Here is a 22,424-nt window from a genome sequence, read left to right as displayed (position 1 = left end):
GAACTCCTCCAACCAAATAAATTCATTATAGCACGTCCGCCTTCCCGTCCGCCCGACCTCCCCTTATAATGAGATTTGATCAGCTTTCTTCAGAGAGGATTTGGCAGCTTGATACTGTTCGTCGTCAATGAAACCTCCGGCAATGGCCGCAGCCGTTCCATATGGAAGCGCCTTGAGGCCCGGCTTGTTCTGCAAGGCGTCGCCTATGAGCGCGTCTCGACTTCTTCCGCCGAGCAGGCCCGCGGGCTCGTTCGCGAACGCATCGAACGGGGCGGCTTGATCGCCGTGGCCGTAGTCGGCGGCGACGGCACGCTGCACGGCCTGCTTCCCGCCCTTGCGGGCTCAGGCGTACCGCTTGGCCTTATTCCGTCCGGTTCGGGTAACGACACAGCTCGCGCTCTTGGCATTCCGAAGAACGCCGACCGTGCCCTGGCGCTGATTTTGAACGGACATACGCAAAAAATCGATCTGCTGGATACGACCGCCAAGAATGAACAATCTCAGCTCACGTTGACCGCCGTCGCCATTGGGCTGGATGCGGCCGTGGCGGCGGACGTGAACGGATCGGCATACAAAAAGTGGTGCAATCGACTGGGCCTAGGCTCGCTCGCTTACGTCATCGGCCTGCTGCGCACGCTTGGCAGGTTCAAGCCCCGCGACGTAACGGTTACGGTTGACGGAAAGACCCGCCGCTTTAAGAGATGCTGGCTGTCCGCCATCACCAACGTTCCAACCTACGGCGGCGGATTGCGAATAAGCCCGTCCGCCCAACCGGACGACGGGCTTATCCATCTATGCGTCGTGCACGCCTGCAGCGTGCCCCGTTTTCTCATGATTTTCCCCACTGTGCTCTTTGGCAAACATGTGCGTTGGACGCAATATGTAACGCAGCTGTCCGGAAGCGAGGCCGCGATCGAAGCCTCGCCTCCTATGCTTGCCTTCGGAGACGGGGAACCCGCCGGGCAAACCCCGCTCCGCACAGCGATTCGCCCAGGTCAGCTGGATTTCTTGATCTCGGCCTCCGGATAGCGGAAGGGCAACGTAATCTCGAACAACGTGCCTTTGCCAAGCTCGCTCTTCACGTCGATCTTGCCCTGATGGTTGTCTACGATTTTGTAGCTGACCATCAGTCCGAGTCCCGTCCCTTTCTCCTTCGTCGTGTAGAAAGGCTGGCCCATTTTCGCCAGTTGGTCTTCCCCGATGCCGGGTCCCTCATCTCGTATGCGAACGAATACGCCGTCGTGTTCGCGCGACAGATTGATGCGAATCCAGCCTCCGTCTATCATCGCCTCGATGGCGTTTTTGATCACATTGATGAACACTTGCTTGACCTGATTTTCCACCCCGTAAATCCAGAGCGGCTCCGTGCCGTATTCCGCTTCAATCGCAATATTGTGCAAAATCGCCTGAGCCTCCAACAGCGTGACCGTGTCGCGCATCATCACGCGCAAATCCTGATACGTCAGCTCGTACACCTGCGGCTTGGAGAGCATCAGCAGCTCGCTTACGATGTCCTCGATCCGATCCAGCTCGGCATTCATAATATCGTAATAGCTGTTATTGTTTCTTCTCCCCGAGACGATCAATTGCAAGAAGCCTTTAAGCGAGGTCAGCGGATTGCGGATTTCGTGCGCGATGCCCGCAGCCAATTGTCCCGCCACGTACAGCTTCTCCGAATTGATCAGCAGTTCCTCGTTCTTCTTGCGCTCCGAAATGTCGCGAATGATGATCTGAATCGCCGGCTCGTTGTCGAGCGTCGTCATCGTCTCCACGATTTCGGTGTGCAGCACTTTCCCTTTTAACGTAAACCATTCCTGCTCGATCGGCTTGCTGCTGCCCACGAACACCAGGTTATGCAGTCTGTCCTTGATCGTGTTATGATCGGCCGTCGGCAGGAACGCGTAGATGGACTTGCCGATCAGATCGCTTGCGCTCTCCGCTTCGAACATCCTTAACCCGGCAGCGTTGACGAAGCCCCAGCGATTGCCTTTTAGTATGGCGATCGTATCGAGAGAATTTTCCACCAGCAGCCTGTACCGTTCGTCCATCTGGTTCAGCCTCTTATCGATGTACCAGGTAATCAATGTGGAGACGAGGATGAGCAGCGCCCCCAAACCGAGAATCAACGCCAGGAAGTTAATATCCTGAGTCAGCTTGTCCGAAGTGCTGTAGATGCCGGAGGAGTACTCCACCCTGAGCGCCTGCGTCCCCAACAATTGAAGCGCGACGACCAACGTCCCCAGAAGCAAGCTTGCCATCAGTTCCCGAAACTTGAACGTCGATTCCGCCACCATGAACGCCAGAAACGTACCGACGAACAGCATGAGCAGAGACAGGAACAGCTTGCCCGGCTCGATGTCCAGACGCTCGATCCGCGGGCCGAACACGCTGAAATAATTCAGAATAGCGATCCCGAAGGCGAGAATCGAACTGCCGTACAGTAAGCGATACTTCAATACTCCTTGCAGGGTCAACATCACGAAAGCCATCAAGGAGAAAAAGATAATGAACATCAACGTAACCGGCATCACCCATGTGAAAATAATCGGCTCCTGGTTGCCCAGCAAGGCCACGAAATGCTTCGCCCACAGCCCCAACCCGAACACGAAAGCCCCCCCTGCCAGCCAGAACTGGCGGAACGTCCCGTTTGAACGTTTGAGGTTGCCAATAAAGTTAAACATGGTATAAGATGCGAGTATGCTAATTAACAGTGCCAGCAGCAGAAAAAAAGGAGGCCATGAGGCTACGGAACCGTTCATTGTTTACCCCTCGCATAATCTGACGTCAGGTGCTTTTTGCTTTATAAGCATTTCGACGAGTGCCAGCGAATTCCTTTTCAAATAAACCCTAAAATTTGGGAGGTACGGTATGATTAAATCTTTTTTCAATGAGTTTAAAACGTTCGCCATGCGCGGCAATGTCGTGGATCTTGCCGTCGGCGTGATTATCGGGGCGGCTTTCGGCAAAATCGTGACCTCGCTCGTCAACGATATTGTTATGCCTCCTATCGGTAAGCTTTTGGGAAATGTGGACTTTAAAGACTTGTATTGGAATCTGGATCCGTCCAAGACGTTGGATGGCGGAAAAGTGCCGCAATCGCTGGACCAAGCGCGCGAAGCCGGGGCCGCAGTCATTGCCTACGGGGCGTTCATCAACATACTGATCGATTTCCTGCTAGTTGCCCTATGCGTATTCCTGCTCGTTAAGGTGATTAACAAGCTCAATCGTAAAAAGGAAGCGGAAGCGCCGGCTCCTGTCGAATCGAAGACGCGCGAATGTCCGTATTGCCTGTCCGAAATTCCTAAGGCGGCCTCCCGCTGCTCTCACTGTACCTCTGAGGTTAAGCCGGTCGGACAAGCCTCCCCAGCTAACGGGTAAAGAGCGTTGACGGAACTATTCGACATCTACGATGAACACGACGTCTGGATTGGCACCGCCGAACGCAAGGAAGCTCACCGGCTGGGGCTATGGCATCATACGGTCCATTGCTGGCTCGTTCGCCGCGAGGACCGGGAGGGCCGGATCGCCGCCAAAATCTTGTTTCAGCAGCGTTCGGCCAACAAGGACACCGGCGCCGGCTGCTTCGACATTACAGCGGCCGGCCATCTGGAGGCCGGCGAATCGCCGGAAGCGATCGTTCGAGAACTGCGGGAAGAGCTTGGCTTGGATGTGGGCTTCGAGAGGCTAAGCGAGTTCGGAGTCGTTCGCGAGCAAGGCTCCGGGGTTGTCAGGGGAGCGGCTTACATCGACAACGAGATCAGCCGCGTCTATGGCTTGGAAGTAGCTATGAAGCTGACGGAGTTCCGGCTGCAGGAGGAAGAAGTCGCCGGATTGTACGAGGCGGATGCAGATGAACTGATCGAACTGATAGAAGGTCGGCGAGAGCTTGTCCACGCACGCGGCGTTGCCCTGCGCGAGGGCAAGCTGCAGGCAGCGGAAGTCGAAGTCGCCCGCAGCTCTTTCGTCGAGCGGGATTTGAGCTACTACGTCTCCATATTCAAGTTTCTGCAAGCGCTCGTTCGGCAATAAGCCGGACGGGCTCCCAGCCGATCCGTCCGTTCCGGACTTTTCCCTCTACCCATTCGCCCTGCTGCGGATGCTGAAACAGCACTTCAAGCTTGCCGTCCCCGTCCGCATCCCAGATGCGGAAACGACGGCCGTCGTTCATCGGCCCGAATTTGCGGCTATCCCCGATCGACTTCCACTCCACGCGGATTTCATTGGAGCGTTCCCCTTCCGAAGGATTTTCGCTCAGCTTTCCTAGCCACCAGTCTCCGAACAAGGAATTGTACAACAGAATCTCGTCGCCTTTTCCTTCGAACGAACCGTACCAGTAACCGCCATCCGCTCGAAAACGGCCAAGCCCTTCCCAGTTGCGATACCAACGATCAATCATATTGTGAATGTTGTAAAACTCCGTATAGCGAGGAGCGAAGTCGAAATCGTTAAGCTCAGGCTCTCCGTACAATCTTGCAGCTTCTTGATGGATACAGCCGTGCAGGTTCGATGATTCGATAAATCGTCCAAGCTCGTCGGCGCTCGCGAACGACTCCGGCTGGAACAGAATTCTTGCTTCCGCCGCCTGATTGTAGCAGGGCGACCTGCGGATCGCTTCGGGAACGGATACCCACGCTTCGAGCAGCCGGGGATCTAAACCGTTCTCGCGATACCAAGCCTGAGCACGACCGATAAAATCCCGGTGAAATTGCAAAAATTGCAGCCCATAGCCGGGCGGCGGGTTGTTAATATCGACGTTGTGACGGGCGTGATGCCAGTTTTTGTGCTCATCGAGCAGGCTCTGCGGAAAATTCGGAATGCGCGACATATCGGGTCAGCCCCCTCCAGGTTATGCCGCCTGCGCGGGTCGCGATTGCGGTTGCAGTTTGCGGGCAGTAGAATTGCCTATAGCATATGCAGAGGAGGCTTGGGAGGGTACTGACGCCTAATATGCAGGGATATAACTAGGGCGAGTATGCATACTCCGAAGATAGTAGATTTGGCCGAATTTTCGTTCCATGCAAGGAACTTTTGTGAAGGCGTACCGGGGTACGTCAAGCAAAAGTGACGAAGCAGGGAGCGAAAAGGCGGTGAAAGATACCTCTGAGCGGGTTTGCATACACGCCCTAGCTCGTCGTCTTAATGTCGACTGACGTATCGGCCGCGCTCCAGACGATCTTCGCCTTGTCGTGGACAGCGGCCAACTCTCTTATCGGAACATACCCTACGTTGCCGAACAACAATGTCGGAAGCGACTTGCCGTTCGCGGTGACGGCTTTGTTGGCAAAGCCGATTTTAAGCTGCAGCGCTTCGCCGACAACTCTGGCGGCTACCCAGGTCTGACCGGAAATGAGACGGCCTTCCGCCAGTAGCTCGCCGTTCAGACGAACGGGAATCGGCAGCGGCTCCGGTTCAGACGCCGGCGGCTTCGTAGGCGGCTTTACCGGATCGGGCTTGGCGGCTTCCTCGTCGTACCGCTTGAGCTTGTTGGCGTTGATTAGCGAGACGATCTTCGATCCATATTGCGGATCCGTCGCATAGCCGCACAGGCGCAACGCCTCGGCTTGCATTTCGGGTGTTGTCGATTTTCTCACACGTTCATAACGGGCAAGCTGGAATAGCAGATCCTGATCCTTGTAAAAATCATAGATACTGTCATAGGCGCGAAAAAGGGCCGTCGTATCGACTCTCGTCCCATTTTCGACCTCCCATGTCCCTTTGCGCACATACTGGCCTTTCCAGTAACCATTCGGTTTACCGCTGCCTACCTTAATTCCGCCGAGATTGTACCACGGATGGATGACTCCCCCGGTCTCGAGCAGATTTTGCGCAAGCCGCACGGAAGGAAACAGGGGGGAGCCCTCTTTCCTAACTCGTATCGCGATCGGCGCCAGTGTGGCGATAAACTCCGTTTTGCTGAGCTTGACCATCTGATTGCACCTCTCTCTTCTTCGTAAAATGATAGACGCCCGACGCCGTCAGTCCGATAATGGAAATCGTCGCGAGCGTCTGCTGAACATGCTGGGGAACGAGTATAAATACAGTAGCAATGAGCAGGCTGACGAGATGATAATAGCGGCTTGGCACGCGAAACTCCTTCACGACGCCTACATAGGCGGCGACGATCGGAGCGAGAAGAGCCACCTCGTCGGTCATAGAGATCAGTTTGTCCATAGTGTATTCAACCTCCTTGCAGGTTGGTCACGGCCGCAATCACGGCTGCGATAATCGCCCCGACCAGCGTCCGCCACAGCCAACGCTGATTATCGGCAATCTCGTCAATCCGCAGATGCGCCGACCTCGTCGACTGCAGCGCTTCAAGCGCCGTGTCTCTCGCCGCCTCCGCCGTATCGCGGACATCGGTCATCGCATCGATCTTCGTCTCCAACCTAACGACGCGCTCCCGAATTTCCGAGAGCACGCGCGCTTCTTCGCTGGACATGGGTCACACCTCCTGGGTGTAGTTGTAGTTTTGTAAAAATAGGCTGCTAGTTGCAGCGATCCGACTTTTCCTGTAGTGGTTACAGGATCGGAGCGGTCTTCGATACTATTCATGCAGACTAGTAGAGCGACTCAAAAGCAACGTAATCCAGACATCGGAAACCTGCAAGCTTGGCCAGCACTCTTGCAGCCGCGCAAGATCGCCGGTGGGACGCTCTAAGCTTAGCTAGTACGCTTGCAGACGTTCAATATCGTGGTTGGACGCTCTAAGCTTGGCCAGTTCGCTTGCAGCCGTTCAATATCGCGGGTTGGACGCCCTAAGCTTGGCCAGCACTCTTGCAGCCGCGCAACATCGCCGGTGGGACGCTCTAAGCTTGGCTAGTACGCTTGCAGCCGCGTAATATAGCGATTGGACGCTCTAAGCTTGGCCAGCACTCTTGCAGCCGTTCAATATCGCGGGTTGGACTCCCTAAGCTTGGCCAGCACGCTTGCAGCCGTTCAATATCGTGGTTGGACGCTCTAAGCTTGGCCAGTCGTCTTGCACATCTCCAGGTGAATTTCATTACGTTATTTCGGAATCGCTCTACTAGGCATCGCTGTTTAAAATAGCTTCCACTTCCGCCCTTTTGGACTCCGGAACTTCGTCAAGCGTTTTGATGCCTTTGCGGATCAGATTGGCGTAGATTTGGGCCATGTTTCTTCATCTCCTTATTTGTGGATGGATAGCCGTATGATTCTATCGGAGCCTATCGCTTCGCGGAGGAAAACACACTCATCAGCTTCTGCAGCCGCGGCGCCGCATTCGTCTCTGCCAGCGCTTCATAGATTTCCGTCAGTCCTAGCATCACCTCGACGCTCTCCGCTTCAAGCTGCGCAATTCTGTCTTCGGGCGACAACGGCCTTGGCGCATTCCGAATCTCATCGATCTGTTCCTGTTCCATCCCCTCAATCCACGTCGAGTTAGAAAAATCCCATCGGGGCGTAAACAGCCCTTCTGGGACTTTCTCGGCGACGATGTAGCCAGTTAGAGCCTCTTCCATTTCGGATGGCGCTATCTCTAGAATCTCTGTTACGCCTGTTTGCGAGAGTGGTACGATGACCGGTTCGACGTAAAAGCCGTTAAGGTCTGTTTTTATGGCTTCTTTCATTTTGGCGGTACCTCCTTATTGTTCGGCCTCAAACACAACTCCGTCGAAGCCGAAGTAGACATTAGAACTAGCGTATACCCTTACCTGACCGTCCGGAAAAACAATAACCTCTCCGTGGACCATGGTACCTCCGCCGCTTTCAGCATGAACTGCAAAAACTCGATATGATCTCGGTCGATAACCTGTTGGAAGAACAAAAGCAGCAACTCCGACAGTTCCCTGGCTTACTAGTCCCTTTAATTCAACATACCCAAGCTCATTTTTACGATAAGAGGCGTTGGTATAAAGAACACCTCCTGTATTCGAATAGTTTTCCCACCCATTCCGCAGCGTCGGCGCAATCCATTGCGGCTGTTGCTCCTGCGCCTTCGTGTTTTTCAAGACGGATGTTTCAGTCCTAGCTTCGACGACTTCACGCACAAGAGATTCGATAGACTCACGGATATTCGGCGCATACTCCGCGCTGATCGTCTGCGGGGCAATTCCGAGTGTGTATGCGTCGAGTGCTAGGTAGGTGACGGAATAGGCGGCGGTTGGGTTGAATCTGTCTTTTTGAATATAGGCGTACCCGTAGCCATACACTGACAGTGCAACAGAATCTGAATTCCGTCTTCCCTTGACCCAATCATCGACAACGGAATTTTTGAACATTTCAGCGATCCGATCAGGTCTGTTTTTTAATAACTTCGGAATCCCATTAACATTTGTATTGATATGATACCTATCTAAAGCAATACCACTCGGGGCAACTGCTTCCCTCACCACAATCCCCGTTCCGACCTCGACATGATTCTCGCCCTCATGCAGCATCAAGGAGCCTTCATAGGTGACTGGCTCGTCTATGCTTTGGGCGAGTTGGTACATGAGGCGGTAGGGAGAATAGCTACTTGAAAAATTTGTTGGCACGACTGAAGCTATTCCCTGTCCATCCCAAGGCATGTGAACAGGGGTCCACTTTTTATGAATCGGGTCATCTCCCTGGTTGAAATTCAAACCTGTGTAGTCGTTATACATCCTCCACCCATAGAAATAAGCCTTAATCTCATTAGCTGTAGGTGTGTAGGATTCTCCCCATCCAGTGTCATCGTTTGATAAACAAAACATTGCTCCAGACGAAGAGGCAGCGAAAGAGTCGGGATTTCCGTAAGTTTCTGCGGCAGCTCTCAATATCTTACCGTCAAACTTAATAGCCGTTGCATTGCTGCCTGGGATTGATGCAAATGAAACACGTTTAGAACCGCTTGTGCCATCAACAAACTCCCACACTAACGAACCATCCAGCACTATCTCCCTGAAACGCCTCATCACCCTCGGTTTGCCTTGTCCATCCGTATACAGCCGATCTACTACGCTGCCGTCTACATTGGAGCGCAGGTTGCAGTCTGGTAGGTAGAGATAGGATGGTTTTTGCGGCTCGAATGGGAGAGCTTCGGAGCCGATGTTAAGCATAGGGTTAGAAAAGTTTTTCGCACTCAAGCCGGTTGTATCGATTATTACTCGTAAGTATTTCGCGTTCGCCTCTGTTATTTTGCTTGTAGAGCCTGTTGTCACATTGCTAGTCTGTGCAAGAAATATCATATTCTCGTCAAATGTACCAATTGAGATTTTCCCACCCGTATTTGACAGGCTAAAAACATACACTTGGTTCGGCATACATGAAATATCAAACTGAATTGTTGAACCGGCGTTCAGTGTGACGCTATAGGAACCCGTGATGATAGACGATCCCGCATACTGTGTCCATTCCGAAAACGGCGGAAGCAGGTTCTTCCCCTTATTCTCTAAGTAGACGGCATTAACGTGCTTCATGTCGTCTACGTAGGGATAGTTGGCGGCGATATACGTTTGAGCTGCCGTAGTCGTCAGGCTGTCGATGTATGTTTTTTCGGGGGCAGTAATCTCGTACAATCGGAATCCGTCAAACCCTGCTGCTGGGGCCATCGTTGCATTGCCTTCCACGTTGCCCGATACATATAGTGGACTTGTCGTTGTTGGTTTAAACGCTGCATATATCATATTCCAAGCCACGGAGTTACCTGTTACTGAATTTGAAATTGTACCGCCAGCCGTAATACCAGCAGATGTTCCAATTGTTAGTGTGGCGGGCAACTGGGATCGGGCGTAACCGACAGCCAAATAATTTTTTGAAATATCCAGAACCAACGGGCTTAGTAGATACATCATGGCTACTGAGTTGACTGCGGAACCCATCACAACTAGGGATTGGTTACCACATGCCTTGTTGGTTGTGTCCGTACTAAGCGATGATGTACCACTCGTTTGCGTTTTGCTCCACTTACTCAAATCCTCACAATTCCCATCCCGCCCCAACAAATTAACAAGGGTCCGCCCCTGCATCGTCGAGCGAAGGATAGCGGGAACGTCACCGCCTTGGACGACTTGGACACCTGGGGTCAACGTCAACTGCTCATGAGGCTTATCAGTCAATTGATCGTATATTTCCGATATCGCTCCAGCCGCGTTTTTGGCCGTAGTAGGCAAGTCTTCCACAGGACCCAGTGACTGATCGACTTTATCCATATTTTCGTTAAGGGTTTGAATGCTGACAAACTCGCTTTCCAGCGGCTTCTTCAAACCTAAATTCGGTGTAACTTCCGCCATTAGCTCCAACTCCTTGTCATCACTTCGCCCCAGGTGAAGTTATTGAGTTCTCCCCATGTCTTCTGCCTCAGCTCGCTCCACTGGGTATAGGTGAACGCATATTCGACAGCCAGGTGCGCCGGTTTGATTTCTTCAATGACGGCTTTGAGATCGTCCAGGTTGGGAGGAATCCCCCTTGTATCCACGAACTTTATCGTGAACGTGTAGGCCTCCGGCTGAAGCGTCACCTCGACCGTCCCACCGTCATAGGCTTCGGCTACCGATTTGATGAGACTGACCGTCACCGTCCCGATCCCACGCAGCTTGGACAAAATAACGCTACGTCTTTGCGCGACAGGTTTGGAAGCATCAATGGTAATGCCCAGCTCACGTTCCCAATGCTCTAGGCCCCAAGTCGCCGTCGAGACAAAATATTGCTCAAGCGTTCCATCAAGCGCCTGCCATAACGCATCCAATTCCTGTCCTTGAGCCTCCATATTGGCGCTCATAACTCTCGAAGTCGCATAATAGTCCGGGAGGAAGGACATCATCTCCTTTCCCCGGACGCTTGTCATCGCATAGTTACTCACTTAAGCTCACCGTCCCGATTACCGCGACTTCGCCAAGCGATAAATCGATATTATCGACACCGCCGCTCACCAACAAATGTTCAAAATCGACGATTCGCGGAATGTCCAATAAAATAGCCGAGATCCGATTATAACGAATGAGCGGATCGACAAAAGCAAGCTGCTCCAAATAATCGACCAGTCCCGCTTCAAAATCTTCCCTAGCTTGCTCCAATGTCGATCCGCTTGCCAGCGTCAGTTTAGCTTCTATATGAAGCGGTACTTCGACCGCAGCTTCCACCGTTACTGCAGCGCCGATCGGAGCCTTGCCTTCTCCTTGACCGGCAGCGGGAGAAATGTGATGTTGTACAGCATCAACAATTGTCTGACTAGGAGCACGCTTATCTTCGCCCAGCACGTAGAGTCTGACCGTTCCCGGACCGTTCCATAACGGTTCCACTTGAACCCGGCTGACTCCCGGCGTTTCCAGCGCCCATTGCTGATAATCCGCCCTATTGCCGCTTGTACCAGGCTGACGCACCTTCAACAGATAGCGAGCGAGCAGAGCTTCATCGGACTCCTCGTCCGTTCCCCCTATGATCGCGGCTGTATTTGTAATTCCCGTTACCCCCGCAATCGCCTGAACGAGCAAGCTGACTGCGCCGACCGGCACGTTGCCACGGCTGCCTGGATCGACTGCACGAATCGGAAAGATCGCCTCACCCTGACTGCCAAGAGTGCCAGCTTCTGTCGTCTCGTACTCTATTGACGATGTTTCCGTCATCTCATCCGCAGGAGTCGCCACTCTGGAACCGAGAGGAATAGCGGCGCCCACACTCCCCGTCAACACAACGAATCCAGTTGCCGCAACGGCTGGCCTTGGAATCACACCATGTTCCTCGCAGCGCATCCTCAAATACGGGCCAAAAGTCGTCATTGCAAAGCCTCGGTCCAGCACCTCACGCGCCCACTCGGAAGCCCTGTATAACTGATAAGCCGTAGGAGCTAGCGAATCCCAAATGTAGGAACCCTCCGACTTATCGAGATCCGCGGGTACGCGCTCCAACATTCTCGACAGCATTACTTCTTCCGTCTGTTCCTGCAAAAATTCCGGCATTATCGCCATTACACATTCACCGCCATTCCTTGAATTTCCGCTGTTTCGTCATGGACGTTGGAGACAACGCAGCTGAAATGACAGCTATCTCCCGACCATTCATACATAAAATCGTCAACACTCGCGGTCCGGGGATCGCTCATCAGCGTCTCAGTCGCAATTCTTTGAATCTCCATTTCAATCGCGGAAAGAGGCAGTCCAGAACGAAGCAGCTCTTCGAACTCCTGACCATAATCCCGTGAATAAACAAGATGACGATAACGCTCAGTCAGCAACGCCTTCTTGCACCATTCGACCCAAGCATCCTTGCCCTCGCTGACGGCAACCTTCCCGGTCGGCGTCGTAACGAACTCGCCAGCTTCGAAGTCAAAACGCCAGCTTCGCCCGAAAAACACGCCGGAGTCTACCAACTCCTCCGGTTCCTCCACCGGTAATTCCGTTGGAAATAAATTAGCCACCTGAGCTCACCACCTTACAGACGATGACGGCATCCTTACCGCCGTTCACCGGAACGGCAAGCACGCGGTCTCCGGGCTTAATCCCGGCAGACCAATTCAGCCGCACTTCTCCTATTTTTGTCTCGTCAAAATCAAATCGCGTCCGCTGAGAGGGCGCACCGCCCCCAGTAGGGTTGCCTGTCTCGTCCACCGGAGCGATCATTGTGCCAACTAGGGAAAAGGCGGGTAGCTCCAGTTCCGCTACCCATTCGGCAACAAGGAAATCCGGAATTTCATGTTTGAAGGAATCTAACTTCAAACCACTTGAGGTGATTAATCCCAGTTCTGATGGAATGCCGGATAACGACTTCGCGCTAATCCCAGAGAAGCGGCTCTCCAGTGTCGAAACCAAACTTTTGAATGGATCAGACAAGGTAATCCCTCCTGACTTTACCAGGTAAGGCAAGCTCCAGATCCATATGTCCAGGCGTACCAAGCCGATGGGTGACACGTGTTACCCATAACGTTGTCCCGTTCAATCGCACTTCGTCTCCTGCACGAATCAAGTTAATATCCGGGGCTGTAACCGAGAATGTCTCTTGAATGCCGATAAGCGTTTTCTGTGCAGCTTTTTGAGCTTGATCGATTGTCTCGATTTTGCTGTCTTGGATCACCTTTTGAAGCGTTCCGAACTTCTCTACATCCTTCTTGACCACAGCCAAAACCGGTGCAAGCTTCTCATCACTAGCCTGCGCTCCCAAAACTTTGACCTGGGTGACGGCACCTTCCAACGTACGGCTCTGGGTGACATCCTCAATCACTTCCAGATCCCATTTCGTCTTATTGTCACCAAGCTTAATCAGCTCCAGCCCACTCGTAGTCATTCGCGGCCTGAATAACTCTCCCCCTTTATCTGCAGTTTCCTTAAGATCCTCTTGGATCATGGAGTAAAGAGTTTGAGTACGCTTGATATTCCTAGCAAGAGAAATTCGAGTGTCCGGCAAGTTGCCAACCGGAATTCCCCACTCTTTCGCATACAACTTCAGACGATCGGAAGCTGTTTGTCCAGAAGGCATCAAACGTTCATCCTCCGATTTAGCTAAATAGATCGTGCGATCATAAACAGTGAGACTCAAGTACTTCGTGCCACTATTCGAGCTTGAGCATTCCCATACAATTCCCGGGTGTAGAAGATAGGTCATCCCGGTTCCACCATAGGGAATGCCCGAAATTCGTATTTCTTGCCCCGGAATAATTCCTGGCAGATCAGGTGTAACAACCAGACGAATACTAGCCCTATAAGATATCTCTTCCAAAGATTCTTCGAGTGAGATCTCTTGAACTAACTCGCTCAAAAAATAACGGTTATCCAGAACAACCTCGAAACTCATGGCATCACCATCTTTTGTCCCGGTTTGATCAAGTTGTGATCTGGCCCGATAACCGATTTATTTTTATCGTAAATTGCACGCCACTTTGAACTATCCCCTAACTCCAATTTGGCAATCGTCCATAAGGAATCTCCAGGCTTCACCTGGTACACTTTCGGCACAGGTTTGCTGTCGGGGCGCGCTCTTTGGATAGAATTCTTGGATGATGAAACGGAACGAACCTTCAGCGGACGATGTGTGCGGAATGTGACTTCATAGTTTACATCGCCAGGTTCTCCACCTTTAATAGTCGTGTTATGCGCAGATAAATTAACTAATACGTTAATCGCTGTATCCGAAATGAGCAGTCGAACAGGCTGCTTTCGATTCATAATAGTCGTTAATCGATTCATAGCGGTGTGTGGACGCGGAAGTTCGATGTACCTGCAATAACTTGCGTCGTACTCAACCGGAAAAAAAGAAGAGAAGGAAATCGTCTTCACCTTCTCCCCTTGAGACAATTCCGCTTCCCCTAAAGATAAAATGTTCAATGTCTCCAATTGTTTTTCTCGCTGGATCGTGATTTCCTCCGGATTTACCGGAAAATGAAACTTCTCGCCAGAGGATTCAACGAGGTAAATGTCCATGGCCGCCTTCCCCCTTTCTCATAAAACCGGTAATAAAATCAAACTCTGTTCTCCACGGCTTGTTGAATGGAGGAGGCCAGTTGCCCCCCGATTCGATTAGAAATCTGCTCATAATCGATATCTGCGCTATTCACAGTAATCTGTATCGCACCATATGGAACATTTACGCTAATCGGCACAGAAGTAGGGACGCTAGTCGGTTGAGAGGATCCTACCGAATACACCGGAGCAGGAGTAGGCAAGGCCACCGGGTTCGGTTCCTTCTCCTTTTTCTTGCTTCCAAAGAAGAAACCTTTAAGCTTACCGCCCATATCTTTAATTGTGTCAGAAGCCTTTGTAGCAAGCTCTCCAATCTTCTCACCCACTGCCGATCCGCTAAGTCCGCCGATCGCTCCTCCAACCACCCCTCCAATTGCAGTACCTATACCAGGTATGACTGAGCCGATCGCTGCACCTGCTGCCGCACCCGCTGCCGCACCTCCCCAACCTCCGAGTGCGCCGCCAATCGCTTTGTTTCTCTCCTTGCCTGGTTTGGCACTGAAGATTGAAATTGCTCTGGTGGCTAGACCAAGCGGAGCAAATGCCTTTCCACCTATCTTTAGAGCGGTTTTAGCGATAGAACCAGCAGCTTTAGCTGTGCCTTTACCAATCGGAGAGCTGCCTAATATACCTGAGCTACTCACGGCAGATAAGCCTACGATTGAATTTACTTTGGCACCGCCAAATTTGGACAGCACCTTCTTCCCCAAACCCAAAACTCTTCCAAACTTCGAACCTTTAGGTTCAGGTACTTTACTTGCGTCTGGCACTGAGGGTCGGGCTGTATTCGCTTTTTTCCCCTTAACTCGTTGTGCATTATTCCGCTTCCCGGAGTCACTCTTATTTTCATTACGTTTAGAACTACCTTGCTTTCGTTTTGCTTTTTCGATCTTCTTTTGTTGTACTTTAGTTACACCACCATTAGAGGGGGGAGGTGCTATAACAGGTGGATTAAACTTGACCTTTCCTTTAGTTACTATAGCTCCAAAGATTTTAGGAACGTATTTCGCAAGTCCAGACCATATAGCCGAACCCGCAACACCGGTACCGACAGCTAGAGCAATATCACCTACGCTAGTGCCACCACTGCCGCCACCCTCAGATGGATTAACATTTACGTCTACGGAAACGCCTTCAAGAGATTGCTTCACCTTATCCGCAAGCTTGTCCGAGTCAAATTCGGCTAAGAAGCTGTCCGAAAAAGCCATCCCAGCCTCCGTGCCTTTGAGAGCAAAAACCGCACTGTCCATCTTAGGATTTAGCTCAATCAAAGGTGTCCAATTTGTAGAAGATATTGCTTGTAATGTGTTTTTAATTCTCTCCAGCGGTTCCGTTACTCGATCGATCAATTGAATGACAGGGCGGATCTGCATCCGCGCCAGCCGCGAAGCCCGCACATGCAGCCGCTCCATATATCGGTCCAGAGAACGGAATACTTGTTCCGTTCTTGCCAAGCCATTCGCGTCTATAATAATTTCAATTTGCTCGCCTGCCATTCCATCATCCTCCTTCCTTCGCCGACATCGCTCTTTCCGCTTCCCACTCCAGCTCCATGCTGGCCATTAGGAACAGCTGCTCGCCGCGAGGCAGGTTCCAGAACTGTCCGGGGCGCAGGTGGTGGCGAACCCACAACGCATGAATCATGCCGGCGAGCGCCCCGGATCGGATTAGTTTTTTACGTCTTCCAGCTCTGTATTGAAGCCGGACAGATCAAGCACGACGTCGCCGAGCGCGGACATTTCGCCGGCCAGCAAAATACGCTTGATCACTTCTTCCGGTCCGCTGGCAGAAAACTTGGCCAGCAGCTGCGGATTACCCCAGTTCGGGGAAATGGTCGAAGCGGCGATCAACGATACGTTAAACAATTCCTCGTCCAAACGCTCAATCGTCTGCCCCCGCTTCTCCTTGCGCTCCGTGCAGCGTTCGCGAATGCTGAACACTTGTTTGCCTGTCAGGCCACGCAGCTTAACCGGAATGTCCAGCCGCTCCAAGCGAACGGCACGTTCAGGAAGCGTATCTGCGCCCAGAAGGCGCTGCAAAATCTGTTCTTCCGTCAATTGTTCGAAAGACATGTTTTCGTTCCTCCTCTTCTTAATTGGCTACGATCGGATCAAGCAGACGATATCCTTCGAAGGTGAACGCAGTCTCCTCCGTCACTTCCTCGCCGGCCGTCCAGTTCGCCAGTTGAATTTTGTCAGGAACGCAGTTGATCAGCTCGATGCGCTCGAAGCCGTAAGACTCCGGATCGGACAGCTTGTTAATGATGTTAAACTTCACGAAGCCGCGGCTGATCATATCGCTGGTCAGCTTATAACCACTCATCGTCCCCGTGCCCTTCTTCGTGCCGAGCTTATGAACGGTCCATTCCTGTCCCGCCAGCTTCAGCTCGCGCTTCTCCACCTCGACGGAGGCTTCCAGCTTGTTGATGTTCGTCTGCCACACCCCGTCGATAAACACTTGCCCGTACGTACCCAAAATCGCTCTTGTCGGATCCATCATGTTCCTCGTTCCCCCTTATCGCACGATAAACGTGCTGAAAATTTGTTCCATAACGTCGGTCAGACGAGCTTCCCATTTCAGGAAAACCTGGTCCGGCTCCGGAGTAAACTCCGGATCGACGTATACGTCGTAACCATCGGATTCAATGACGCCGGCTTGCGCCAGCGACTGCATGTATTGCTTACAAGCGCTGATCAGCGCCAGACGGCCTTCCTCGGTGTTGTTCACCTTACCGATGTAGGAATCCTCGGCCGTACGCTGCAAGTCGGAGTTGATGCTGTCCATGACGCGAATCGTACGGATTTTTTTCCACGGATGGTTCTGGCCCTCGCGCAGCGTAACGAGACTGTTGATTCCCCGGAGCGCTTTAACGAGACGTCCGTCATGTACAAGCAAGAAAACGCCGCCGCGAACCGCTTGCTCCTGCTCCGCCCGCGTCCAGCGACGAGTAACGTCCTCGAACGGAGACGGCGCATAAGTGGTAGATTGGCTCAAGCCCTGGCCTGCAATCAAGCCGGCAACATATGCGGCAATTTGAGCGGAACTGTATGCTGTGTCGCCAAGCTTGGCGCCCGTACCGACATTTACGATTCCTTCATGGTTCAGCGAAGCGCTGCGAGCGATTGCTTTCGCGACTGCATCCGCCGCCGTATCGTCCGCCGCAGTGCCGCCGAGAACCGCAACAATGCCTTTGCCTTCATTGCGCAATCGGCTTACCCAAGCCGCAACGCTGGCGTGAAGAGAGGCGTCGGATACGCCATCTAGCGCGATCACATTAAACTCACGAGTCTCAAAAGCGGCCAGCGCATCCAAATAGTCAGCATTCGACACGCCGGAAATGCCGGAGTCGCCGCCACTCAGAGAAACGCCAGAGACGTTAGCGAGCGTACCGCTACCCTCGGCCAGCTTCTCGGCTACGACCCACAGGTTGCCGGAATCGCCATTAATGGCGTCCGCCGCCGCTTGAATCGAATCGCCGTCAAATGTAAACGTGCGCAGAAGCGTCGTTCCTTCAAACAGCTTAAGATCCTTTTTCGCAGCATCGACCGCATTCGCTTGAACGGTTACCTTGAAGTCGTTGCCCCGAGCGCCCGAATACTTCGCCGTCAGCTTCAGCACATTCGCAGGGGTTCCAGCCGTATCGGCCAAAGTCAGTGCAGATGCAACCGCACTGCTTGCCGCCAAACGATAAGCGATGATCTTCTTCGCTCCGCCGAGCAGAGCCAATCGAATGGTACGATACGCAGTTGCGCCGTCCGACTCCGATCGCGTGAATGCCTTCGCAGCATCGGCCTCGCTGGAAATCTCCACAAATTCATTCGCCGGGCCCCAATGCGCCCTCACCGGAACGATGGCCGTCCCCCTTGCCCCCGGTTGAATCGCAGCTGCCGCAGCAGCTTGAAAAGTCATATAAAATCCCGGCAATACCGGTTTGTCCGTCGCGCTCCAAGTTCCTCCCGCCATGTTACAGCACCTTCCCTTTCAGAAATTGTCCGACCAAGCGTCTCGCTTCGTCGACGGTAAATTCGTTTTTGCCTGCAGAGTGCAGCGCCCCGATTACAGCCTCAGGCTTAGCCTGAAACAGCTCGACTGCATGATGAATCAGTTCGTCCCGGGAATAAACCGCCTCGGGGTTCTTCTTGTTTGCCATCTGTGTACCACCTCGTTTATGAATTTGGATTCGGCTGAATCCTGACTTCCCGCATCAGCGGGCCTTGTTCGGCATAGCGTTCGATTTTGCGCGAGAAGGTGGCGTAAATCTGCCCCTCGGTCACCGCATCCCGCGTCAGATCGACGTTCGGCGCGCTTACGGTCAAGAACCGGCGCTCAAGCGGATTAAGCGGAATTTTTACAGCCTCGCTCAAGCTTTGCGTTAGGGAGGCGACCGTCGTCGTCTGCTCGTTCAGCGATCGACCAACCACGTGCCCGATCGCTTTCTTGCGCACTTCTACCGTAGAAACCCTGGAGCCCGCAACCGTCTCGAAGCTATCCCATCTCCAGAGGACGGAAGGACGCGTATAGTTCGCCGGCCACTGGTTGCCGTACGCCTGCCATTCTGGCTCTCCCAGCGTACTTAGCGTCCAGTCGCACAAAGCGTCCAACCAATCGTCCTGCACGGTCTCCTCGGCGGCTCGGGCTCCGATTACCAAGAACCGAAGCCCCCGAGTGATTACATCCCGATCGGCATCAACCTTATCCGCGCCGACTGTGCCTTCATAGCGGCATGTGAACTCGGCCTGCGATACGGGATCGACAAGAGCCTGCCCGTCCAACGCTTCAACAATCAGATTCGCCAGCTCGTCCACATCGGCAAAATCGGACTGTTGCGAAACGCTCGGCCAGCATTCGAACAAAGCGCTGTATCCCGTCCAGTCGGTATCCGTCGACTCGGTTCCTTGGATGAGAAGAATGTAAGGCTTGTCCAAGGTCGCCGCCGATTCGTGGGCTTCGTAGATGCGCCCTCCGATGGTTGGAATCTGCTGACTCAGCCGCTCTCGAATGCCGGCCCTCATGTGAGTACCTCACGGCTGTCGAAAGATGAGATCATGGCCATGTTTTCAACCTCCTGGTCTTTCAAAATGTTCCTCTCATCTATAGGTGGCAATCGTACGACAAGCTTTCTATCCGACGAGAATGTGGATGCTGCCGATGTTGCCGTCGACCTTGCGTTGAGCGCGGATGATGTAGGTGCCGACGCTCGATTTGCTGATGTTCAGCATCGCGGCGATCTCCGAATGGGAGAAGGTTTCACCGCGGGCTAAGGTGTAGCAGCTGCGCTCGCGTTCGGTCAGTCCTCGAAGGGCGGCTTCGAGGCGAAATCGCTCGGCCTCGTCGGAGGGACGCTCCGCCTCCGCTCTCTCCCATAATGAAGCGGAGGGCAGACGGGCCGGATCGGTCGGCACTTCGCGCTGGGCGCCGGACCGCCTTTCGATGCCCCGCCGGTTGCCCGGCCTTCTTCCCGTCTCCAGCCACTCGATTACATAGGAGCAGCTCGCGATCATTTCCATTACTAAACCGCGATCCCGATCCAAATCCAGCAGCGCGTTCATCTCGTCCATCGTCCGAATTGGCTCCATTCGTGCAATGCGCACGGTCAGCTCGTCCGCTTGGCGAAGCAGTTGGCGCCTCGTCTCTACGTAATTCTCCAAAGTCGCCGCTCCAAGATTCGTAATACGGTTGCTTTTCATAGAATCACTCCCTTTATAATTTTGCCAAATTGGTAAACTAAAAAGATAAAGAACTTCTAACTGTCGCTTCCAATTGTATCTTTCTTCTCCCCATTTCTAATTAATAGGAACTTATGTTCGTATTAAAGGAGATGTAACCATCATAATTTACCATTAAGGCAATGTCAATCTTATATTTGCCATTTTGGTAAACCAATCTGTTTACCATTTTGGAAATAGATGATATAATAAAGTTAACCTAATTGAAGAAGGAAGATCGGGATGACACTTGGTAATCGCCTTCGAGAACGCCGGGAGAAGCTGGGCAAGACGCAATTGGATGCGGCCCGAGGACTCGGCATCAGCAACGTCCAACTTTCCCGTTACGAATCCGATGATCGCAAGCCGGACCCGGATATGCTTGCGCGCTTCGCGGAATATTACCGCACGACGACCGATTATTTGCTCGGACGCACCGATAACGCTGCGATCGATGCGGTCCGCGCGCCCCGTGAATATCCGGCGTTCGAGGAGTTTATCAGCAACCCGGAGCATGGCGTATTTTTTAAGGATTATTTGAACGCTCCCGAGGAACGCAAGGAAGAGATGAGACGCTTCTGGGAGTTTATTATGGAGAAAGAGAAGGGCCGCAAGCCCGGAGATCCGCAAAATTAGCCATCAACCACCGCCCTAACGGGCTTTTCTTTTCGCCTTACACACGAACATACATTCGCAAAAAGACGAGGTATAGCCATGTACAACTATTACCGAACGACTCCGTTCGAGCAATGGGTCGAGCATTTGTGGATCAGATCGGGAATCTTGACGCCTTCCCAGCTTAACGTCGAGGAGGTCGCTTCGCGACTGGACGTGTGGGTTCACTTCATGAACGATACGAGTCGGGCGCTCGATTACATGGGGATGAGATCGATTTTGGTCGACCGCAGATTGGGCAGGGAAGCCCAATGGGAGGACTTTCTGCACGAGCTGTGCCATATTCTTCGTCATGCGGGCAATCAGACCGTGATGCCCAAGCTGTTCTGCGAAGGCCAGGAGGCCGAGGCTAACCGTTTCGTCTTATACGCCGCCATCCCTTTCTTCATGCTGCGAAAATTGAAGCTTCCGGCTAGAATTGACGAAGCTGCGGAGACGATCGCTCTGCACTTTGGCGTTACGTTCGAATTGGCCCGCAAGCGGCTGGAGCAGTTGCAAAGACGCACATTCGCGGCTATTTTGTGGGAGGAAGCGATCAAGCTGGAAACGCAGGCCAACCTGTACGCCTACGGAAAAAGCGCGACCCGTTGAGGGCCGCGCTAGCGTTATACTTATAATAGAACGTTTCGTTTTAGTGTACAGTCCAAGAATCGGCGATTACTCCGACTTGATCGAGATATTTATCAAAGCTGTCGCGGCTGGCCGTGTAAGTCATGATGTAAGCTTTACCGTCGCTTACCTCTATCGTCTGGAGCCAGCTCAGCTCGTTGCCGCCTTGAGCGCCTTTATATATAATATACGAGCCGTCGATACCTTCTTCCGCAGGCGCAGCGCCTTCTTCTACGATTTCGAAGTCTTCTAGCATGTTAGGAAGCTGCTGTTTGGTGACTTCCAAGTAATCGGCTGCGGAAACCGCTTGACCGCCCAAGTCCTCGATGATGAAGCCGACGTTTTCAGCGAATTTATCATCCGCTCCCTCCAGCGGAGCGAGAAAAATCGCGATACCGACCAGATTTTCTTGCAGCGTCCAATCTTCCGGATAGTGAATAGTCGTGCCGAAAGTTTTATCTTCAAACAATTTGTAGCCTGCCGGAACGCCTTCAGCCGCCGGTTGGCTTGCTTCAGCGGACGGCGATTCGGACGGACTTGCCGACGGAGATGCGGATGGCGACTCGGAAGGCGAAGCCGATGGCGATTCGGACGATGTTGCGGATGCGGATGGCGATGCCGACGGAGAAGCATCGTTCTTATCTCCCTTGCCTCCGCAAGCGCTTAGCGCCAACGCTAGAATAGCCAGAAACAACGACGTTTTCAATAGATTAGCAGATGATTTTTTCATTTCTCCCCATACCTCTCTCTATCCCACTCTAGGAAATATATGCCTTATTCAGACATTATCGACAAGGATACATGATTTCGCTCCTAATGTAAACAAAACTCGACCTTTTTCATGGAATTGGGTCGACAGGAGCAGTTTTTTAAAGCGGATATTCCGCCCTATTTCCTGCATCCCTCCATTTTCAGGTAAATTAAAGCGGTTATTCCGCCTTATCGGTGCGACCCCCTAATTCCGGAGTCTTCCATATCAAACCGACTCATGTCGCAGTTATGCTCTTTATTTCACGTTCTTTCTCGGCCAGAAGAATTTTGACCGGTCATCTAGACTCATGACCCATTC

28 protein-coding genes are annotated in these 22,424 nt (G+C 52.6%); 5 read left to right on the top strand and 23 right to left on the bottom strand.

Translation table 11 applies throughout. The features are described 5' to 3' along the window. Positions 1-108 precede the first annotated feature (108 nt). Entirely contained in the window at positions 109-1,029 is a 921-nt protein-coding gene (locus DFP98_RS06460) for a diacylglycerol/lipid kinase family protein (protein WP_246016438.1), read from the top strand. Here DFP98_RS06460 and DFP98_RS06455 read toward each other — a convergent pair. Next, positions 996-2,759: an ATP-binding protein gene (locus DFP98_RS06455; RefSeq protein WP_116059755.1), complete on the bottom strand. Its 1,764-nt coding sequence runs from the start codon at positions 2,757-2,759 to the stop codon at positions 996-998. The two genes, DFP98_RS06460 and DFP98_RS06455, sit on opposite strands and share 34 nt — an antisense overlap. Before the next feature lie 109 nt (positions 2,760-2,868). Here DFP98_RS06455 and mscL point away from each other — a divergent pair, with 109 nt between their 5' ends. Next, positions 2,869-3,378 (top strand): large conductance mechanosensitive channel protein MscL, encoded by a 510-nt coding sequence (mscL, locus tag DFP98_RS06450; RefSeq protein ID WP_116059754.1) that lies wholly within the window; start codon positions 2,869-2,871, stop codon positions 3,376-3,378. Positions 3,379-3,384: 6 nt separating this feature from the next. Further along, entirely contained in the window at positions 3,385-4,029 is a 645-nt protein-coding gene (locus DFP98_RS06445; protein ID WP_116059753.1) for an NUDIX hydrolase, read from the top strand. Here the strand turns inward: DFP98_RS06445 and DFP98_RS38940 are convergent. The 21 genes from DFP98_RS38940 to DFP98_RS06350 form a co-directional block, all read right to left on the bottom strand. Continuing rightward, positions 3,998-4,825, bottom strand: a complete 828-nt coding sequence (locus DFP98_RS38940; protein ID WP_181917515.1) for a hypothetical protein — start codon at positions 4,823-4,825, stop codon at positions 3,998-4,000. The two genes, DFP98_RS06445 and DFP98_RS38940, sit on opposite strands and share 32 nt — an antisense overlap. 298 nt (positions 4,826-5,123) lie before the next feature. Beyond that, on the bottom strand, positions 5,124-5,927 hold the full coding sequence (locus DFP98_RS06435) for a glycoside hydrolase family 73 protein (protein ID WP_116059752.1): 804 nt from the start codon (positions 5,925-5,927) through the stop codon (positions 5,124-5,126). Further along, complete coding sequence (locus DFP98_RS06430) at positions 5,866-6,171, bottom strand: hypothetical protein (RefSeq protein WP_116059751.1); 306 nt, start codon at positions 6,169-6,171, stop codon at positions 5,866-5,868. The genes DFP98_RS06435 and DFP98_RS06430 overlap by 62 nt, the downstream gene beginning before the upstream one ends. 7 nt (positions 6,172-6,178) lie before the next feature. Beyond that, entirely contained in the window at positions 6,179-6,439 is a 261-nt protein-coding gene (locus DFP98_RS06425) for a hemolysin XhlA family protein (protein ID WP_116059750.1), read from the bottom strand. A gap of 585 nt (positions 6,440-7,024) precedes the next feature. Continuing rightward, positions 7,025-7,132, bottom strand: coding sequence for a CD1375 family protein (locus DFP98_RS39445; RefSeq protein ID WP_220377056.1), 108 nt, complete (start codon positions 7,130-7,132; stop codon positions 7,025-7,027). Positions 7,133-7,184: 52 nt separating this feature from the next. Next, positions 7,185-7,586 carry a hypothetical protein gene (locus DFP98_RS06420; RefSeq protein ID WP_116059749.1) on the bottom strand — a complete coding sequence of 134 codons (402 nt, stop codon included), beginning with the start codon at positions 7,584-7,586 and terminating at the stop codon, positions 7,185-7,187. A gap of 15 nt (positions 7,587-7,601) precedes the next feature. Continuing rightward, entirely contained in the window at positions 7,602-10,208 is a 2,607-nt protein-coding gene (locus tag DFP98_RS06415) for a hypothetical protein (protein ID WP_116059748.1), read from the bottom strand. After that, complete coding sequence (locus DFP98_RS06410) at positions 10,208-10,777, bottom strand: YmfQ family protein (protein ID WP_425455514.1); 570 nt, start codon at positions 10,775-10,777, stop codon at positions 10,208-10,210. Before DFP98_RS06410 ends, DFP98_RS06415 begins: the two co-directional genes overlap by 1 nt. Continuing rightward, positions 10,770-11,882: a baseplate J/gp47 family protein gene (locus DFP98_RS06405; RefSeq protein ID WP_116059746.1), complete on the bottom strand. Its 1,113-nt coding sequence runs from the start codon at positions 11,880-11,882 to the stop codon at positions 10,770-10,772. The genes DFP98_RS06410 and DFP98_RS06405 overlap by 8 nt, the downstream gene beginning before the upstream one ends. Beyond that, on the bottom strand, positions 11,882-12,331 hold the full coding sequence (locus DFP98_RS06400) for a DUF2634 domain-containing protein (RefSeq protein ID WP_116059745.1): 450 nt from the start codon (positions 12,329-12,331) through the stop codon (positions 11,882-11,884). Before DFP98_RS06400 ends, DFP98_RS06405 begins: the two co-directional genes overlap by 1 nt. Next, positions 12,324-12,743, bottom strand: coding sequence for a hypothetical protein (locus tag DFP98_RS06395; RefSeq protein WP_116059744.1), 420 nt, complete (start codon positions 12,741-12,743; stop codon positions 12,324-12,326). Before DFP98_RS06395 ends, DFP98_RS06400 begins: the two co-directional genes overlap by 8 nt. Continuing rightward, a complete protein-coding gene (locus DFP98_RS06390) occupies positions 12,736-13,701 on the bottom strand; it encodes an XkdQ/YqbQ family protein (RefSeq protein WP_116059743.1) in 966 nt (321 codons plus the stop codon). The genes DFP98_RS06395 and DFP98_RS06390 overlap by 8 nt, the downstream gene beginning before the upstream one ends. Then, positions 13,698-14,327, bottom strand: a complete 630-nt coding sequence (locus tag DFP98_RS06385; RefSeq protein WP_116059742.1) for a LysM peptidoglycan-binding domain-containing protein — start codon at positions 14,325-14,327, stop codon at positions 13,698-13,700. Before DFP98_RS06385 ends, DFP98_RS06390 begins: the two co-directional genes overlap by 4 nt. A gap of 38 nt (positions 14,328-14,365) precedes the next feature. Then, the gene (locus tag DFP98_RS06380) at positions 14,366-15,862 is read right to left on the bottom strand and encodes a hypothetical protein (RefSeq protein WP_116059741.1); all 1,497 of its coding nucleotides are present in this window, start codon (positions 15,860-15,862) and stop codon (positions 14,366-14,368) included. Positions 15,863-15,866: 4 nt separating this feature from the next. Then, positions 15,867-16,010, bottom strand: a complete 144-nt coding sequence (locus DFP98_RS38935) for a hypothetical protein (RefSeq protein WP_181917514.1) — start codon at positions 16,008-16,010, stop codon at positions 15,867-15,869. 23 nt (positions 16,011-16,033) lie between these two features. Next, positions 16,034-16,438 (bottom strand): phage tail assembly chaperone, encoded by a 405-nt coding sequence (locus DFP98_RS06375; protein ID WP_116059740.1) that lies wholly within the window; start codon positions 16,436-16,438, stop codon positions 16,034-16,036. 19 nt (positions 16,439-16,457) lie between these two features. After that, the gene (locus DFP98_RS06370) at positions 16,458-16,865 is read right to left on the bottom strand and encodes a phage tail tube protein (protein WP_116059739.1); all 408 of its coding nucleotides are present in this window, start codon (positions 16,863-16,865) and stop codon (positions 16,458-16,460) included. A 15-nt stretch (positions 16,866-16,880) separates the two neighbouring features. Then, positions 16,881-18,329, bottom strand: coding sequence for a phage tail sheath family protein (locus DFP98_RS06365; protein ID WP_116059738.1), 1,449 nt, complete (start codon positions 18,327-18,329; stop codon positions 16,881-16,883). Position 18,330: 1 nt separating this feature from the next. Further along, positions 18,331-18,516: a YqzN/YkzM domain-containing protein gene (locus DFP98_RS06360; RefSeq protein WP_116059737.1), complete on the bottom strand. Its 186-nt coding sequence runs from the start codon at positions 18,514-18,516 to the stop codon at positions 18,331-18,333. Between the two features lie 16 nt (positions 18,517-18,532). Next, a complete protein-coding gene (locus DFP98_RS06355; RefSeq protein WP_116059736.1) occupies positions 18,533-19,378 on the bottom strand; it encodes a hypothetical protein in 846 nt (281 codons plus the stop codon). A gap of 108 nt (positions 19,379-19,486) precedes the next feature. Then, entirely contained in the window at positions 19,487-20,053 is a 567-nt protein-coding gene (locus tag DFP98_RS06350; RefSeq protein ID WP_116059735.1) for a sigma factor-like helix-turn-helix DNA-binding protein, read from the bottom strand. A gap of 261 nt (positions 20,054-20,314) precedes the next feature. Between DFP98_RS06350 and DFP98_RS06345 the strand changes: the two genes are divergently transcribed. Continuing rightward, entirely contained in the window at positions 20,315-20,707 is a 393-nt protein-coding gene (locus tag DFP98_RS06345; RefSeq protein ID WP_116059734.1) for a helix-turn-helix domain-containing protein, read from the top strand. Between the two features lie 78 nt (positions 20,708-20,785). Next, positions 20,786-21,337 carry an ImmA/IrrE family metallo-endopeptidase gene (locus tag DFP98_RS06340; RefSeq protein WP_116059733.1) on the top strand — a complete coding sequence of 184 codons (552 nt, stop codon included), beginning with the start codon at positions 20,786-20,788 and terminating at the stop codon, positions 21,335-21,337. A 40-nt stretch (positions 21,338-21,377) separates the two neighbouring features. Here DFP98_RS06340 and DFP98_RS06335 read toward each other — a convergent pair whose 3' ends face one another. Then, positions 21,378-22,085, bottom strand: coding sequence for a DcrB/PsbP domain-containing protein (locus DFP98_RS06335; RefSeq protein ID WP_116059732.1), 708 nt, complete (start codon positions 22,083-22,085; stop codon positions 21,378-21,380). Positions 22,086-22,424: the final 339 nt, after the last annotated feature.

This window comes from Cohnella phaseoli (assembly GCF_003386235.1).
Taxonomy (GTDB): Bacteria; Bacillota; Bacilli; order Paenibacillales; family Paenibacillaceae; genus Cohnella; species Cohnella phaseoli.
The sequence above is the reverse complement of the archived record's forward strand: the minus strand, read 5'-3'. Positions and strand labels throughout refer to the sequence as shown.